Annotated in this window: 17 protein-coding genes; 6 read left to right on the top strand and 11 right to left on the bottom strand. The window is 65.6% G+C overall.

What is annotated here, in order from left to right; genetic code table 11:
- The first annotated feature begins 88 nt into the window (after positions 1-88).
- Both Q0982_RS04560 and Q0982_RS04555 read left to right on the top strand, forming a co-directional pair.
- Positions 89-580, top strand: a complete 492-nt coding sequence (locus Q0982_RS04560; protein WP_299392225.1) for a PAS domain-containing protein — start codon at positions 89-91, stop codon at positions 578-580.
- Positions 581-794: 214 nt separating this feature from the next.
- Positions 795-1,268: a polymer-forming cytoskeletal protein gene (locus tag Q0982_RS04555; RefSeq protein ID WP_299392222.1), complete on the top strand. Its 474-nt coding sequence runs from the start codon at positions 795-797 to the stop codon at positions 1,266-1,268.
- Positions 1,269-1,290: 22 nt separating this feature from the next.
- Here the strand turns inward: Q0982_RS04555 and Q0982_RS04550 are convergent, their stop codons facing one another.
- From Q0982_RS04550 to Q0982_RS04540, 3 genes are all read right to left on the bottom strand, one after another.
- Positions 1,291-2,223: a fatty acid desaturase gene (locus tag Q0982_RS04550; RefSeq protein ID WP_299392220.1), complete on the bottom strand. Its 933-nt coding sequence runs from the start codon at positions 2,221-2,223 to the stop codon at positions 1,291-1,293.
- Between the two features lie 15 nt (positions 2,224-2,238).
- A complete protein-coding gene (gene fghA / locus Q0982_RS04545; RefSeq protein WP_299392217.1) occupies positions 2,239-3,081 on the bottom strand; it encodes an S-formylglutathione hydrolase in 843 nt (280 codons plus the stop codon).
- A gap of 209 nt (positions 3,082-3,290) precedes the next feature.
- The gene (locus tag Q0982_RS04540) at positions 3,291-4,400 is read right to left on the bottom strand and encodes an S-(hydroxymethyl)glutathione dehydrogenase/class III alcohol dehydrogenase (RefSeq protein ID WP_299392215.1); all 1,110 of its coding nucleotides are present in this window, start codon (positions 4,398-4,400) and stop codon (positions 3,291-3,293) included.
- A 167-nt stretch (positions 4,401-4,567) separates the two neighbouring features.
- Between Q0982_RS04540 and Q0982_RS04535 the strand changes: the two genes are divergently transcribed.
- The 3 genes from Q0982_RS04535 (at position 4,568) to Q0982_RS04525 (ending at position 6,631) form a co-directional block, all read left to right on the top strand.
- Positions 4,568-5,302, top strand: a complete 735-nt coding sequence (locus Q0982_RS04535; protein ID WP_299392212.1) for an aldolase — start codon at positions 4,568-4,570, stop codon at positions 5,300-5,302.
- A gap of 16 nt (positions 5,303-5,318) precedes the next feature.
- Positions 5,319-5,699, top strand: a complete 381-nt coding sequence (locus Q0982_RS04530) for a VOC family protein (RefSeq protein ID WP_299392210.1) — start codon at positions 5,319-5,321, stop codon at positions 5,697-5,699.
- Positions 5,700-5,788: 89 nt separating this feature from the next.
- The gene (locus Q0982_RS04525; RefSeq protein WP_299392207.1) at positions 5,789-6,631 is read left to right on the top strand and encodes an alpha/beta hydrolase; all 843 of its coding nucleotides are present in this window, start codon (positions 5,789-5,791) and stop codon (positions 6,629-6,631) included.
- 14 nt (positions 6,632-6,645) lie between these two features.
- On the opposite strand, the gene Q0982_RS04520 is transcribed toward Q0982_RS04525, so the two are convergent.
- From Q0982_RS04520 to Q0982_RS04505, 4 genes are read right to left on the bottom strand one after another with little or no spacing between them, the layout of a single operon-like run.
- The gene (locus Q0982_RS04520; RefSeq protein WP_299392203.1) at positions 6,646-8,268 is read right to left on the bottom strand and encodes a molybdopterin-binding/glycosyltransferase family 2 protein; all 1,623 of its coding nucleotides are present in this window, start codon (positions 8,266-8,268) and stop codon (positions 6,646-6,648) included.
- Entirely contained in the window at positions 8,265-9,005 is a 741-nt protein-coding gene (locus Q0982_RS04515; RefSeq protein WP_299392202.1) for an XdhC family protein, read from the bottom strand. Before Q0982_RS04515 ends, Q0982_RS04520 begins: the two co-directional genes overlap by 4 nt.
- Positions 9,002-9,343, bottom strand: coding sequence for an XdhC family protein (locus Q0982_RS04510; protein WP_322096947.1), 342 nt, complete (start codon positions 9,341-9,343; stop codon positions 9,002-9,004). The genes Q0982_RS04515 and Q0982_RS04510 overlap by 4 nt, the downstream gene beginning before the upstream one ends.
- Positions 9,322-10,566 carry a VWA domain-containing protein gene (locus Q0982_RS04505; RefSeq protein ID WP_299392199.1) on the bottom strand — a complete coding sequence of 415 codons (1,245 nt, stop codon included), beginning with the start codon at positions 10,564-10,566 and terminating at the stop codon, positions 9,322-9,324. Before Q0982_RS04505 ends, Q0982_RS04510 begins: the two co-directional genes overlap by 22 nt.
- 210 nt (positions 10,567-10,776) lie before the next feature.
- On the opposite strand from Q0982_RS04505, the gene Q0982_RS04500 reads away from it, so the two are divergent.
- A complete protein-coding gene (locus tag Q0982_RS04500; RefSeq protein ID WP_299392196.1) occupies positions 10,777-11,040 on the top strand; it encodes a hypothetical protein in 264 nt (87 codons plus the stop codon).
- Positions 11,041-11,118: 78 nt separating this feature from the next.
- Here Q0982_RS04500 and Q0982_RS04495 read toward each other — a convergent pair whose 3' ends face one another.
- From Q0982_RS04495 to Q0982_RS04480, 4 genes are all read right to left on the bottom strand, one after another.
- A complete protein-coding gene (locus Q0982_RS04495) occupies positions 11,119-12,663 on the bottom strand; it encodes a sodium:alanine symporter family protein (protein ID WP_299392193.1) in 1,545 nt (514 codons plus the stop codon).
- 123 nt (positions 12,664-12,786) lie between these two features.
- On the bottom strand, positions 12,787-13,221 hold the full coding sequence (locus tag Q0982_RS04490; protein WP_299392190.1) for a universal stress protein: 435 nt from the start codon (positions 13,219-13,221) through the stop codon (positions 12,787-12,789).
- 196 nt (positions 13,222-13,417) lie between these two features.
- Positions 13,418-14,359 (bottom strand): MoxR family ATPase, encoded by a 942-nt coding sequence (locus Q0982_RS04485; protein ID WP_299392189.1) that lies wholly within the window; start codon positions 14,357-14,359, stop codon positions 13,418-13,420.
- Positions 14,360-14,423: 64 nt separating this feature from the next.
- On the bottom strand, positions 14,424-14,762 hold the full coding sequence (locus tag Q0982_RS04480; RefSeq protein ID WP_299392187.1) for a DUF1318 domain-containing protein: 339 nt from the start codon (positions 14,760-14,762) through the stop codon (positions 14,424-14,426).
- Between the last annotated feature and the right edge of the window lie 52 nt (positions 14,763-14,814).

Here is a 14,814-nt window from a genome sequence, read left to right as displayed (position 1 = left end):
CACAAGATGTAGTGTACTCTCCTCCCAACGGGGGTATATGAGGGGTACGGTCGTGGGGGAGGCCTTTGATCCGGCATTCCTTCCAGACATGAAGCTGCGTCAGCTTTATGTCTATTGGGAACAGTTAGGCGGGGCTAAGCGCCTGCCGTCCCGGCGCGATATCGACCCGGTTGAGATACCCACGCTTCTGCCGAACATCTTCCTGATCGATGTGGTCGGGGACGCTGAAGACTTCGTATTCCGCCTTGCCGGAACGCTGGTGGAGGATGCCTTCTCGATGCCCTTGAAGGGGAAGTCCATCGCGGAGATTCAAAAGCGCGCCGGAACGCCTATCCCGGTGGCCCATCACATCGAAGTTGCCCGCGGCGGCGGGCCGCGCTACCGCGAAGGCAAGATGCTGGTGCCCGGACGGGAGCATTGGGAGATCCATCGCCTGCTCCTGCCTTTGGCCAGTGACGGTGTGGCCATTGACGTTTTGATGGGAGCCGCCGTCTTCCGGCTCGGCGGCAAAGAGAGCGATCACCCGCCGGAGCCGCTCAGCCACCTGCGCCAGCCGGACCGGGTTTCCTACGGCGGATAGGGCTGCGGGCCCAGACAGCTGGCCCAGATAGTTGGCCCAGGCAGTTGGCCCAGACAGCCGGCTTTCCGTCATGCTGAAACCGCGGTTTCGCGCCGCCCGGTTTTTTCCCCACACGCATACCTTGTCAGCCCGCCCGGGCTGTGGTTGCCTAAGGCCATAACGATAACCGGTTCGCCCGATAGAGCGGCGGCCAACACGGGAGAACGTGGCGGCAATGGCCAAGACATTTCAACCGCGCCGGCCGGTCGCGCCGGCAGACGCGCCGCTGGGCGTAAGGCCCGCAGCGGGGGTCCTCGGGATCGCGAAGGCAGAGGCGGCGAGTCAGAAACCGGCGGCGGATGCGCAGGGCGACGGAACCCTGATGGTTGGGGCCGGCATCTTCGTAAAGGGCGAGATCGAAGCCTGCCAGACCCTGGTGGTCGAGGGCCGCGTCGAGGCATCGCTGGATGCCGCGGAACTGAAAGTGCGCAGAGGCGGGGTCTTCAAAGGCAGGGCCGCAGTCGACAGCGCCACAGTGACCGGCGAGGTCGAAGGCGACCTTACGGTGAGAGGGCTGCTGACCATCGAGCCTCAGGGGCGCGTCTCCGGCACCATCCGTTATGCCGAGGTCTCGATCCGCACCGGCGGACAGATCCGCGGCGACGTGGGTCTGATCCCGGCGCTCGTTGCGGATGAAGACGTCGCCTGACCTCTTCCTGGAACTCTGTGAGCTATAGCGTCGGCGTTTGCGCGCGCCTGCGTTTTTCCAGAAGCCGCGACACGATGCCCGCATTGACGGCGCAGTACCCCTTGCTGCGCACGGCGATCTGCGGCTTCAGCAGCGTATCGGCAGCCGGCAGGGCATGAAACGGCAGCGCCGGAAAGGCGTGATGCGCCGTGTGCCGGTTCATGTTCCAGCAAAGCCAGCGCAGCGGGCGTGCGGTCTCGGTGGTTCGGGAGTTTTCCATCATGTCGGGCGTCTGCGGGCAGCCGCTGTGCTCGGCCAGCAGAAAAAGCCTCAGGAAGGGCTGGCCGAGGAGCGCCGGCAGAATCCACAGTTCCAGCAACAGAGACGACTGCGTCCAGAGGCTGATTGCCACCAGGGTGCCATAGAGCCCGCAATGCCAGCGCGCCTCGCGAAGGATTGTGCCGCGCTGCCGGGCCGGCACGAAGGCCTCGTTCACGGTCCCGGATGCATGACGCAGCAGCGTGACAAGGCGCTCCTGCCAATAGGGCAAGCCGGAAACATGGAGCAGGTAGCTCGGCAAGCCCGTCATCGGCCGGCCCGCGAGTTCCGGGTCGCGGAGCGGGTCCTGGGTGAAGCGGTGATGCTCGAAATGGAAGGCGCGGAAGTAACCGGCGGGCAGGAACAGCAGAAAGCCGCAGACCGTGGCGACGGTATCGTTCAGCCGACGGCTGGCGAAGGCGGTGCGATGGATGGCTTCGTGCAGCGGCGCAAAGAGAAACACCAGGACGATGCCGTGAAAAAGTACCGCCGCTGCGAAGGCGACAGGGCCTGAAGCGAGAAGAACCAAACCGCCCGTGATCGCGAGCAGCCCGAGGTGACTTGCCGCCTGGAACAGCCCCCTGGCATCGCTGCGCTGTGCGAGGGCTTTCAGGGCCTGTTTGTCGACCGTGTCGTTGCGATAGACATCCTCTTCCATCGCCGGGGGGCAGTCCTAGCAAAGGACCTTCGCGTGGTGGCGCAGGTGATCCTCCACGAAGGTCTGGATGAAGTAGTAGCTGTGATCGTAGTCCGGCTGCATGCGGAATTCAAAGTGCTGCCCGGCCTCTTCACAGGCGGCCACCAGCAGGTCCGGCTTCAACTGCTCGGCAAGGAAAGGATCTTCCGCGCCCTGGTCGATGAAGATCTGGGCGTCCGAGGGCTGCTTGCGGATCAATGCGCAGCTGTCGTAGTCGGCCCAGGCCTCCCGGTCGGCGCCGAGGTAGCCGGTAAAGGCCTTCTGGCCCCAGGGGCATTCGCTGGGTGCGCAGACCGGCGCGAAAGCCGAGACGGAGCGGTAGACCCCCGGGTTCTTCAGGTGGATGGTGATGGCGCCGTGCCCGCCCATGGAGTGGCCGAAAATCCCCTGATGGCCCATGTCGGCGGGAAAGTGTTCGGCAATCAGGGCCGGAAGCTCTTGCGTGATATAGGAGTACATCTTGTAGCGGCTCGACCAGGGCGCCTCGGTGGCGTCGACGTAGAAGCCCGCACCGCTGCCGAAGTCATAGGCATCGTCCTCGCCGGGGAAGCCGCAGTTGCGCGGCGAGGTATCCGGCATCAGCAGCATCAGACCCAGCTCCGCGGCAACCCGCTGGGCGCCGGCCTTGACGGTGAAGTTCTCCTCCGTGCAGGTCAGACCCGAGAGGTAGGTGATCAAGGGTACCTTGGCGCCGCCCTTGGCCTGAGGCGGCTGATAGACGGCGAAGTTCATGGCTCCGCCGCAGAGCGCGGAATCGTGGCTGTAGAACCCCTGGGTTCCTTCAAAACAACGCTGCTGGCTGACGACTGAAAGATCCATATCTGCCCCAAGTGTTATCGCGCGGGACGGCTGGCCGCTCCGCTGTTCCCCCGCCGCCCGACGATCAGGCTGCAACCGCAGGCCTCTCAACCCGGCCTTGGCGACTCCACCTATGATATCGCCTTTGGCGGTCGCGCCATAGAGATGTGGCCCCGCAACCCTGCGGTGAGACCTGTCGGCGCGGACCGCTGTGTTGGTCCGGATGCGGCCTAGTAGACGACGACGCTGCGGATCGACTTGCCTTCGTGCATCAGGTCGAAGGCCTGGTTGATGTCGTCCAGCGGCATGGTATGGGTGATCAGGTCGTCGATGTTGATCTTGCCGTCCATGTACCAGTCGACGATCTGCGGAACGTCGGTCCGCCCGCGCGCACCGCCGAAGGCGGTGCCTTTCCAGACCCGACCGGTGACAAGCTGGAAGGGGCGGGTGGCGATCTCCTGGCCGGCCCCGGCAACCCCGATGATGACCGAGACGCCCCAGCCCTTGTGGCAGCACTCCAGGGCCTGGCGCATGGTGTTCACGTTGCCGATGCACTCGAAGCTGTAGTCGGCGCCGCCGCCGGTCAACTCCACCAGGTGGGCGACAAGGTCCCCACCGACTTCCTTGGGGTTAACGAAGTCGGTCATGCCGAACTGCTCGCCCAGCGCCTTGCGCGCCGGGTTCAGGTCGACGCCGACGATGCGGTTGGCGCCGACCAGGCGCGCGCCCTGAATGACGTTGAGGCCGATGCCGCCGAGACCGAAGACCACGACGTTCGCGCCCGGCTCCATCTTGGCGGTGTTGATGACGGCGCCCACCCCGGTGGTCACGCCGCAGCCGATGTAGCAGATCTTGTCGAAGGGCGCGTCCTCGCGGACCTTTGCGAGCGCGATCTCCGGCAACACCGTGAAGTTGGCGAAGGTCGAGCAGCCCATGTAGTGAAGCACCGGCTTGCCGTCGAGGGAGAAGCGGCTGGTCCCGTCCGGCATCAGCCCCTGACCCTGGGTCGTGCGGATCGCCTGGCAGAGGTTCGTCTTGGGGTTCAGGCAGTACTCGCACTGGCGGCATTCCGGCGTGTAGAGCGGAATAACGTGGTCGCCCTTTTTCAGGGAGGTGACGCCGGGTCCGGTATCCACGACGACGCCCGCGCCCTCGTGGCCCAGAATGGCGGGGAACAGGCCTTCCGGGTCGTCGCCGGACAGCGTAAAGGCATCGGTGTGGCAGATCCCGGTGGCCTTGACTTCGACAAGGACCTCGCCCTCCTTCGGGCCTTCCAGCTGAACCGTTTCAATCGACAAAGGCTTGCCCGCTTCCAGGGCAACCGCAGCGCGCACGTCCATCTTTTGTCGTCTCCCCCCAAGAGTGCTATGAGGAATGTTATTGGAATCGAAGGCTTTCCCGGCAGTCTAGGACGACAGCCGCGTATTCGCTATACCTGAAGACCGCCGAGGACGGCCGGCAAAGAGGACAGGCCCCCGAGTAGCGAGTCCTAGGGGAGAGAAGGAAGATGCTCATGGATGACTCTCTGCGCCAGGCGCGGATTGACCTTGCGGCCGCCCTGCGGCTGGCGGCGCGCTTTGCACTCAACGAGGGCATCTGCAACCACTTCAGCTATGCCCCGCCGGAGCGTCCCGGTTGCTTTCTGGTCAATCCTTTCGGCCTGCACTGGTCGCAGATGACCGCCAGCGACCTGCTGCTGGTCGACAACGACGGGAAGGTGCTGGAGGGCGAGCGCGAACTGGAGACCACGGCCTTCTGCATCCACTCGCGCATTCACATGCGCCATCCCCGTGCGGCCTGCGTGCTGCACACCCATATGCCCTATGCCACCACGCTGACCTCGCTTGAGGACACGCCGCTGGAGCCGATCAGCCAGAACGCGCTGCGCTACTACAACGACGTGGCTTACGACCAGAGCTACAACGGTCTTGCCGGCGATGTCGAGGAGGGCGACCGCATGGCCGCTGCCATGGGCGGGAAGCGGGTGCTCTTTCTGGCCAACCACGGCGTCGTGGTCGTTGGCGACAACATCCCCAAGGCCTTTGAGGACCTCTACTACCTGGAGCGGGCCTGCCAGCTTCAAGTGCTGGCGCACTCCACCGGGCGCCCCCTGAAGCGGGTCACCGACAACATCGCCGCCACCACCTTTACCAAGCCCGAGGCCGCCCAGCACTATGCCGAGGCACACTTCGAGGCGCTGAAACGCCTGTTGGATGCCGAGGACGCCAGCTACGTGAACTGAGGCCGGAGCGAACCCGATGCACAAGAGCCGCCTTGCCGCCATCGTGCTGGACTGCCGGAGCGACGACTACGAGCGCGACGCCGGCTTCTGGTCGGCGGCCCTGGGCCTGGATCTGAAGCCTCTCCCGGAGGGCCAGGATCCACGCTACCGCGACCTCGACACGCCGGAAGGCGAGGCGAAGATCCTGCTCCAGCAGGTCGACCATCCGAGCCGCGCCCACCTGGATATCGAGACCGACGACGTGGAGGCGGAGGTCAGACGCCTGGAGGGCCTGGGGGCCAAGAGAGTGGCCCAGGTCCGGACCTGGTGGGTGATGCAAGCGCCGAGCGGGCACCGCTTTTGCGTGGTCAAGCCTCAGAGACCGGATTTCCCAGGAAATGCAAAGGTTTGGCCGTAGTCGTTAGGCCGGGAAGAGTTAGTATTTTTCAATGCTTTGCCGCTAACCTCCCGACACGACGACGACCTTGCAAGGGATCGGAACAGGCATTGGAATCCACGGTAAAGGGCTTCTTCATGCAGCTGTTGTGGGGCGCACTGATCGCCTACTTCACCATCCTGGTGATCATGTTCCTGGCCCAGCGCAGCCTGCTGTACCCGGCCGGCAAGGAGACGCCGCGGCTGGCCGACCACGCGTTGCCCGACATGCAGGCGATCGAGACGGAGCCGGAAGCGGGCCTCAGGCTCACCCACTGGTTCCATCCACCGGCTTCGCCGGAGCAGCCCGTGATCCTGTACTTTCACGGCAATGCCGGCCATCGCGGCGACCGCGTCCCCAAGATGCGCCCGCTGATCGATGCCGGCTTCGGGCTTCTCATCACCGGCTACCGCGGCTACGGCGGTAACCCCGGCCGCCCGAGCGAGGCGGGCCTGCGGGCCGACGCCCGCTCGGTGCACGACTGGCTGCTGGAGGCGGGCTATGACAGCGATCAGATCGTCATCTTCGGGGAGTCGCTCGGGACCGCCGTATCGGTAGCGCTTGCCAGCGAGCGGCCCCCGGCCGCGCTGGTTCTGGAAGCACCGCCCAGTTCCATCGCCGACGTCGCTGCCGCCCATTACTGGTATCTGCCGGTGAGGCTTCTGATCCGCGATCCCTGGGATTCCCTGGCCCGCATCGGCTCCATTTCGGTCCCGCTCTTCCTGATGCACGGCGAGCGCGACCACGTCGTGCCGGTTCGCTTCGGGCGCAAGCTCTACGAGGCGGCCAACGAGCCCAAGCAGGCGATCTTCCATGACGATGCCATGCACACCGACCTCTTGGACTATGGTGACGTGGTGGAGGCGGTGATCGCCTTCATCCGCGACAAGGCGGCGCTGAAGGTTCAGCCTTAAGGGATAGGCGTCTCCTAGCCGCCGAGGGCCTGCAGCGCCTCGGGCGTGTCGATGTCGACCAGCACGGCGTCGTCGTCCATCGGCACCTCGCAGACCACCTCCGCATGCTCGCCGATCAGGGCGCGGGCGCCGACGTCACCGGCGACCTCCTGCATCTCGGCGAAGAAGCGCCGGGCGAAGAGAACAGGGTTGCCGCGCTTGCCCTGCCAGGTCGGCACGCAGATGGCGCGCCCTTCCAACGGGTTGAAGGCGGCGATCAGGCGGTCGACGATCTGCGGCGAGACGCGGGGCATGTCGCCGAGGCAGACAAGCACACCGTCGATGTCGTCCGGGAGAGCGGCGAGGCCGCGGTGCAGGGAGGAGGCGAGCCCGCTGGCATAGTCCGGGTTGTGCGCCAGGGTGAAGCGCCCCTCCGGCAGCGCCGCCTCGACGGCCGCATAGTCATGGCCGGTCACCACCGCCAGGGGCCTGGCCTGGGAGGTCAGCAGACACTCTGCCACATGGGCGACCATGGGTTTGCCGTCGACCGGCAGCAGCAGTTTGTTGTCCTTGCCCATGCGGCGCGACTGACCGGCGGCGAGCATAAGCGCAGCAACCCGAGGCGCCCGCGGTGGCCCGGTCTCAGTCTCCACTGCCTCGGCCCGGGGGAGGGGACGGCTGGCGATCTCCTTCAAGAGGCCGCCGGCGCCCATGCGCATGATGTCCTTGGGCGTGGTTTCGATGCCGGCGACGAGGCGCTGCAGGACCCAGTCGAAGCCGTTCAGCTTGGGCGAGCGGGCGCAGCCCGGCAGCCCGATCACGGCGCAGTTGCGCAGCTTGCCGACCATCATCAGGTTCCCGGGATCGACCGGCATGCCGAAGTGGTCGACCGCGCCGCCGGCGGCGGAGAGGCCGGCAGGCAGCACGTCACGCCGGTCGACGATGGCCGAGGCCCCGGACATCAGGACGATGTCGCAGCCGTCTTGCTCCAGCCGGATCAACTGCTCGGCCACGGCTGCTTCGGTGTGCGGGCAGCGCCGCTCGACAGCCGGCTCGCAGTCCAGCATCGCCAGGCGCTGGTTTGCCACGTCCCGCGTCTTGTCCAGCAGCTTGTCCTTGGTGCCGGAGAGGCTTGTCTGGATGAGCCCCACCTTGCGTGGCTTAAGGGCTTCGACGTGGATCATCGGCCCTTGCCGGCAGGCGACGGCCAGGCAGGCCTCCAGCACGTGCCGGGTGATGGCGAAAGGAATGATCTTTATGGTCGCCGCCATCTGCCGGGGGTCGACCAGATCGTAAGGGGGCAGGGTGGCGAGCGTGACCGACTCGTCGACCAGGTTCAGGGCGTCGATGCGCTCGCGTTCGGCCACCAGCACGCCCCGGGCCTGGACCATCAGGTTGCAGCGGCCGGTGAAGCTGGCGCTGGCGGTCAGGCCCTCGCCGCAGACGGCCCCCGCCAGGGCGGAGGCCGCCTCGTCCTCGTGGATCTCGTTGTCCTCAAGCTGCGCGGCGACGATCCGGTGGACCTGGGCTTCGCGCAGACTTGTGACGTCAGCTTCGGAGAGACGGCGCCCCTTCTTGTAGGCGATGCCCGGCGCCTTGATCGAATGGGCCAGGATCGCGCCGACCGCGTCGTCGACGGGCAGGTCGCCGAAAATCATTGTGCGGCCACGGCGCCGGGGTCCGGCGGGACGGCGCGCACCAGGGGCGGCGCCCCGTGCAGCGCCTGGGTCATCTGGGCGAGAATGGCGATGGAGATCTCCGCCGGGCTCTTGGCGCCGATCGCCAGACCGATGGGGCCGTGGATGCGCGCCAGGGCGCTGTCGTCTACCTCGGCCTCGCGGAGGCGCTCGAGCCGCTTGCCATGGGTTTTCTTGCTGCCCAGCGCTCCGATATAGAAAGCGGGCGAGGCGAGCGCCACGCCGAGGGCAGGGTCGTCCAGCTTGGGGTCATGGGTCAGGACCACCACGGCGCTGCGGTGATCCGGGTCGAGGTTGCGCAGGGCCTCGTCCGGCCAGCCGTCCACCAGGGCCACGTCCGGAAAACGCTCGGCATTGGCCCAGGCCTTGCGGGGGTCGACCACAAGAACCTCATAGCCCGCAAGCTGCGCCATGGGGACGAGGGCCTGGCTGATGTGGACCGCGCCGACCACAATCAGGCGCAGCGGCGGATTGTGGACATGGACGAAGAGGTTCTCGTCGGCCGCAAGCGGCCCGCTGCGGTCGGCTCGGATGGCCTCCTCCACCGCTGCCCGCAGGTCGTCCGAAAGCGCCAGGTCGCCCTGATGGGTGCCGGCAATCATCAACGCCTGCCGGCCGCCGGTGAGATCTGTGACCAGCGCCGTCGGCCGTTTTTCCGCGCGGGCGGTCTGTAGGGCTTCCAGAAGGGCGCGCTTCATTCAACAGCCTCGACAAAGACGCGGATGGTCCCGCCGCAGGCCAGGCCCACTTCCCAGGCCTGCTCGTCGGAAACCCCGAACTCCAGCAGCTTGGGCGGAGCGCCGGCCATGATCTGCTGGGCTTCGTGGACGACGGCGCCTTCGATGCAGCCGCCGGAAACGGAGCCTTGCAGCCGCAGCTTGTCGTCAACGATCAACTGGCTCCCGACGGGCCGCGGCGAGGAACCCCAGGTCGAGACGACGGTGGCCAGCGCCACCGTGTGACCCTCGTTGCGCCAGCGCAGGGCCTCGGCAAGAAGGTCTTCGCCGCGCGGTGTCAGGCTTGCTTGCTCTGCCATGAGGTCAATCCTTCTTCGCGGCGCTGGGGCGCATGGCTCAACACCGCGGAGAGCTCGCTGAGGCTCTCGAGGTTGTGGATAGTGCGGAAATCGTCGACGTGATCGATCATTGCCTTGGCTCCCATAGATCTTGGCTCATAGGCCTCGTATCGCAAGAGCGGATTGAGCCAAATAAGGCGGCGGCAGGACTTGTGCAGGCGCTCGATCTCGCCGGAAAGCCCCTCCGCATTGTCGCGGTCCAGACCGTCGGAGATCAGCAGCACCACGGCCCCCTGACCGAGGACGCGCCGGGCCCAGGTGACGTTGAAGTCGTGCAGGCAGGCGCCGATGCGGGTGCCGCCCGACCAGTCGACCACGGATTCCGATACCTTCTCGACCGCGACATCCACGTCCTTGTGGCGAAGGTGGCGGGTGATGTTGGTCAGCCGCGTGCCGAAGACGAAGCTGTGGACGCGGTCGCGGTCGCTGGTGACGGCGTGCATGAAGTGCAGCAGCATGCGCGAATAGCGGCTCATGGACCCGGAGATGTCGCAGAGCACCACCAGCGGCGGGTGGCGCCGGCGCTCCCGCTTCCAGCGCAGCGGGATGGTATCGCCGCCGCTGCGCAGGCCCGCGCGCATGGTGGCACGCAGGTCGGCGCGCTGTCCCTGGCGTGCCGCTTGGTAGCGGCGGGTCGGCACCTCCATGATCGGCAGGCGCATGGCCTGGATCGCGCGCTTGGCCTCGGCCAGTTCCTCGGCGGACATCTTCTCGAAGTCGATCTCCTGCAATACCTCCTTGTTGGAGAAGGTCATCACCGCGTCGATTTCCGTCTGCTCTTCTTCCTCGTGCGGCAGGCCGTCGTCCCGGTCTTTCGGCCGCAGTACATCGGTCAGGCGTCTGCTGAGCTCATCGGCGTTGTCCGGCTGCTGACCGGCCATGGGGGTGATGTCCGGCAGCAGCAGGCTCATGACCCGCTCCAGGATCTGCGGGTTGCGCCAGAACACGTGAAAGGCCTGGTCGAAGAGTTCCTGCTGATCGCGGCGGTTTACGAAGACCGCGTGGAGCGTCCAGTAAAAGTCCTCCCGCCGGGCGAAGCCAACGGTGGTCGCCGCTTCGATGGCGTCCAGGACCTTGCCCGGGCCCACCGGCAGGCCGGCGGCCCGCAGCGTGCGGGCGAAGTAGAGGATGTTGTCGGCCAGACGGCCGCTCTCCCGGTCCGGCTGAGGCTCCAATGTCTCCATGGCCGCAGACTAGCCGATCGGGCAGAGGCCGCCTAGCGGCACATTGGTCCTGGCGAATTAGCGGAACTAATCCCAGAGATAAGAAGAAGTCGTTTGTCGGCAAGGCCTTAAGGCCGCACATGAGGGTCAAGAGGTGAGTAAGGGGATTGGGAATGCAGGTCCCGCGGCTTTGCTGCGGCTCCGGTCCCCGCAGCAGCTTGGAGACAGCCCATGTCCAGTATTCAGCAACAGTTTCAACCCCATCCCCTGGGGCACCGGGGAAGTTTCGAAGGCGCCCTCCCGGGGGCGGGCGACCTCCTGCGCAAGCTGCGCTGGATCGTCGGCAGCATCGCGGTTTTCGCCCTCGTCTTCCTGTTCGTCTTCAGTCTCAGCACGGCGGACCAGGACGGCAACGAGGAGGTCCTGGAGGCGCCGGCGGCGTCCGCCGCGGTCGATTATGACGGGCGCGGAAAGTGGATCGGCTATGCGCCGTAACGCCGAGGCTAGCTCGTGGCGCAAGGGAACCGGCAGCCTGATGGCTGCCGGTTCTTCGCTTTCAGGGCCCTCGGTCGGTCAGGTACCGGTGCCGGCTTCGCCCGGAACGTACTTCCTGATTTCGCCGGACTTCAGGCGCGACCAGTAGGAGGAAAGCTCTTCTTTCACCACCGGGAAGAGAATGTAGAGCCCGATGATGTTGGCGATCGACATGGCGAAGATCGCGGAATCGGAGAAGTCGATCACAGGGCCCAGGTTCATGGAGGCGCCGATGACGACGAAGATGCAGAAGATCACCTTGAAGAGCAGATCCATCGAGCGGCTTTCGCCGAACAGATAGGTCCAGCATTTCACGCCGTAGTAGGACCACGACAGCATGGTCGAGAAGGCGAAGAGGATCACCGCCAGCGCCAGCACATAGGGGAACCAGGAAAAGGCGCTCTCAAAAGCCAGCGAGGTCAGCTCGACGCCGCTCATGCCGCCGCCGGCCGTGTAAGTGCCGGTGATGACAATCACCAATGCCGTCATGGTGCAGATCACGACGGTGTCGATGAAGGGTTCGTGCAAGGCGACCAAGCCCTCGGTCACTGGTTCCTTGGTGCGCACCGCCGAGTGGGCGATGGAGGCCGAACCGATGCCCGCCTCGTTGGAAAAGGCGGCGCGGCGGAAGCCCTGGATCAGCGCGCCGATAGCACCGCCGGCCACGCCTTCGGGGTTGAAGGCGCCGGTGATGATGGCGCCGAAGGCGGCGGGTACCTTGTCGATGTTCATGACGATGATGATGACCGCGGCCGTGCAGTAGATGACGGCCATGAAGGGCACCACCTTCTCCGTCACCTTGGCGATGGACTGGATGCCGCCGATGATGACCACGCCGACGAGCGCCGCGATGATGAGGCCGAAGAGCCAGCCCTTGTCGGCCATGAAACTCGCCTCGCCGCCGGTGACATTGACGAACTGCTGGAACGACTGGTTGGCCTGGAACATGTTGCCGCCGCCCAGCGACCCGGCGATACAGCAGATAGCGAAGAAGACCGCCAGCACCTTACCGAGTCCGCCCATGCCTTTTTCGCCAAGGCCCTTGCTGAGGTAGTACATCGGTCCGCCGGAGACCGTGCCGTCCGGGTACTCGTTGCGGTATTTCACGCCCAGTGTGCACTCCGCGAACTTCAGCGACATGCCGAGAAAACCGGCGAGGATCATCCAGAAGGTGGCTCCCGGACCGCCGATCGAAACGGCGATCGCGACGCCGGCGATGTTGCCGAGGCCGACCGTACCCGACAGCGCCGTCGCCAGGGCCTGGAAGTGCGACACCTCGCCGGCGTCCTTGGGATCGGCATAGTCGCCGCGCACCAGGGCGATGGCGTGATTGAAGGCGCGCACCGAGATGAAGTTGAAGTACACCGTCGCGAAGAGAGCCGCCACCACCAGCCAGACCACGATAATCGGCAGGCTGACGTCGTCGGAAAGTGGGATCGAATAGAAGATCACTCCGGCGATCGCATTGGTGACGGGAGAGATGGTCTGGTTGATCCGCTCGTCCAGATTCATGGGGGCGTCCTGGGCCAGGCTTGCGGTTGCCCAGAACAGCGTGGCGCAGAAGGCCAGGAACGACGTTTTCATAGAAGCCTCGCTTTATCTCGTTGTGCTGCGGTCCCCCTGCAGCGCGCCGTTGCCGTTTTGTGGTTTTGCGGAACGACTGCTTTTTCCGAAGGGCCGGACCCTTGGCATCCGGTCAGCGTCTCGTCATGGAATGACGGTGACCGGGACCGGCGAAATCTGCACCAGGCTTCCTGCGGTGCTGCCGAACAAGAGCGCTTGCAGCTTGCTCAGGCCGCGCCGTCCGATGAAGATCTGGCTGGCCTTCTCCTCGCCCGCCAGGCTGCTCAGGACCTCCGCCGCGTGGCCGTGGCGGACGACGCCCTTGGCCTCGACACCATGGGTCTTCAGCGCCGCGAGGGCCGGCGCGATGACCTCTTTCTCCGCGCGCTCGATTTCCTCTTCGCGGCGCTTGTGGCGCACCTCGTTCTCTTGCGGTGTGTTGAAGGTGTAAGGTGACCACTCGATGACGTAGGCCACCACCAGCCGGGCCTGGCTGTCGTGGGCGCGCTGTGCGGCAAAGTTTGCGGCGCGTGCCCCCCCGTCGCTGCCGTCGATCCCGACGAGCAAGGTATCTGCCATGGTTCCCCCACCCCAGTTTCGGCGGGTCGCGCGGCCAGCGCGCCGCCTTCGTTTATAAGCAGATCTACAGTGTTACGTTTACATGAAACGCTAATAAACGCCAGGGTTAGATTCCTGAGCGCTCTGCAATCTCTGGGACAAAGATGGGACGCATGCGGGATGGGCAGGTCTGCGTTCTGCAGCTCTGCTGCCGGAATCAGGCGATGACGGCGCCCGTCAACTCCGACTTCACTTCCGTCAGCAGGCGTGCGGCCTCGCTGCCCTGGATCTTCGCGATGTCGTCCTGATACTTCAACAGGACGCCCAGGGTGTCGTCGATCGCCTGCGGGTCGAGGGCGACTTTGTCGAGCTGGGTGAGGGCCTCGGCCCAATCCAAAGTCTCGGCGATGCCGGGCAGCTTGAAGAGGTCTTCTTTGCGCAGCGCCTGCACGAAGGAGACGACCTCCGCGGACAGCTTCGCCGGTGCCTGCGGCGCCTTGACCCGCAGGATCTCCAGCTCGCGCTCGGCGTTGGGGTAGTCCACCCAGTGATAGAAGCAGCGCCGTTTCAGTGCATCGTGGATTTCGCGTGTCCTGTTGGAGGTCACGATCACGATGGGTGGCGTTGCTGCGGCGATTGTTCCCAGTTCCGGAATGGTGATCTGGTAGTCGGAGAGAACCTCCAAAAGGAAGGCCTCGAAGGGCTCGTCTGTGCGGTCGAGCTCGTCAATCAGCAGCACCGGCGCACCGCGGTCGTCCGGCCGCAGCGCCTGAAGCAGGGGGCGTTCGATCAGGAAGCGCTCGTCGAAGATATCGCTGGTGAGGCTGGCCCTATCGCCGGCGCCGGCGGCCTCGGCAACGCGGATCTCGACCATCTGGCGCGGATAGTTCCATTCGTAAACCGCGGCGGAAACATCGAGCCCCTCGTAGCATTGCAGGCGCACCAGCCGGCGCCCCAGGGTCTGGGCCAGGACCTTGGCGATCTCGGTCTTGCCGACGCCGGCCTCGCCTTCCAGGAACAGCGGGCGACCCAGCTTCAGTGAGAGAAAGAGAACCGTTGCCAGGCTGCGTTCGCCGACGTAGTTGCCTTGCGCCAGAAGGTCCAGCGTCTCGTCCACGGAGACGGGCACGGAGACGGGAAGGGGGCTCGGCTCGCCCATGGTTCAAGATCTCGCTTCGTGAGTGAAGGGGGGGGTGACCGCGGGCACCCGATGAAGATGCCGGCTACTGTTGTACCCACTCTCCCTGGTCTGTCAAAACCCAAGTCCCCGCCGGCAGCTGCTCGACGATCTCCCGTGCATAGACGGCGCCGACATCCGCGACCGTCGCCCCGGTCTTCTGGGCCTGCTCGGCGTAGATTGCCCGGCGCTTGGCATTCACCTCTTCGACAAAATCGGCCACGTTGGGATCGCGGGCCACCGCCAATCCCGTGTAGCTCTCGCCGACTTGTCCCGCTGCCCGCAGATCGTCCAGCGACTGCGCCGCCGCAGGTCCGCCCGGTGCGGCCAGCAGCAGGGCCGCTGCCGCCAACGCTGCGAAAAGGGAGATCCGGAACCTTGTCATACCGTGGTCCTCAAAGAGTTTTGGAGCGCCGCCTGCCGGGCGGCTCGTCGGG

Origin of the sequence: Pelagibius sp. (assembly GCF_028281305.1) — a bacterium.
Lineage (GTDB): Bacteria > Pseudomonadota > Alphaproteobacteria > Kiloniellales > Kiloniellaceae > Pelagibius.
Note: the sequence above shows the minus strand (reverse complement) of the source record. Positions and strands in the feature narration are given on the sequence as shown.

Bases quoted from the DNA above. Each gene is read 5' to 3' on its own strand.
- Q0982_RS04560 (WP_299392225.1), top strand. From the start codon at position 89: ATGAAGCTGCGTCAGCTTTATGTCTATTGGGAACAGTTAGGCGGGGCT.
- Q0982_RS04555 (WP_299392222.1), top strand. From the start codon at position 795: ATGGCCAAGACATTTCAACCGCGCCGGCCGGTCGCGCCGGCAGACGCG.
- Q0982_RS04550 (WP_299392220.1), bottom strand. From the start codon at position 2,223: ATGGAAGAGGATGTCTATCGCAACGACACGGTCGACAAACAGGCCCTG.
- fghA (WP_299392217.1), bottom strand. From the start codon at position 3,081: ATGGATCTTTCAGTCGTCAGCCAGCAGCGTTGTTTTGAAGGAACCCAG.
- Q0982_RS04540 (WP_299392215.1), bottom strand. From the start codon at position 4,400: ATGGACGTGCGCGCTGCGGTTGCCCTGGAAGCGGGCAAGCCTTTGTCG.
- Q0982_RS04535 (WP_299392212.1), top strand. From the start codon at position 4,568: ATGCTCATGGATGACTCTCTGCGCCAGGCGCGGATTGACCTTGCGGCC.
- Q0982_RS04530 (WP_299392210.1), top strand. From the start codon at position 5,319: ATGCACAAGAGCCGCCTTGCCGCCATCGTGCTGGACTGCCGGAGCGAC.
- Q0982_RS04520 (WP_299392203.1), bottom strand. From the start codon at position 8,268: ATGATTTTCGGCGACCTGCCCGTCGACGACGCGGTCGGCGCGATCCTG.
- Q0982_RS04515 (WP_299392202.1), bottom strand. From the start codon at position 9,005: ATGAAGCGCGCCCTTCTGGAAGCCCTACAGACCGCCCGCGCGGAAAAA.
- Q0982_RS04510 (WP_322096947.1), bottom strand. From the start codon at position 9,343: ATGGCAGAGCAAGCAAGCCTGACACCGCGCGGCGAAGACCTTCTTGCC.
- Q0982_RS04505 (WP_299392199.1), bottom strand. From the start codon at position 10,566: ATGGAGACATTGGAGCCTCAGCCGGACCGGGAGAGCGGCCGTCTGGCC.
- Q0982_RS04500 (WP_299392196.1), top strand. From the start codon at position 10,777: ATGTCCAGTATTCAGCAACAGTTTCAACCCCATCCCCTGGGGCACCGG.
- Q0982_RS04495 (WP_299392193.1), bottom strand. From the start codon at position 12,663: ATGAAAACGTCGTTCCTGGCCTTCTGCGCCACGCTGTTCTGGGCAACC.
- Q0982_RS04490 (WP_299392190.1), bottom strand. From the start codon at position 13,221: ATGGCAGATACCTTGCTCGTCGGGATCGACGGCAGCGACGGGGGGGCA.
- Q0982_RS04485 (WP_299392189.1), bottom strand. From the start codon at position 14,359: ATGGGCGAGCCGAGCCCCCTTCCCGTCTCCGTGCCCGTCTCCGTGGAC.
- Q0982_RS04480 (WP_299392187.1), bottom strand. From the start codon at position 14,762: ATGACAAGGTTCCGGATCTCCCTTTTCGCAGCGTTGGCGGCAGCGGCC.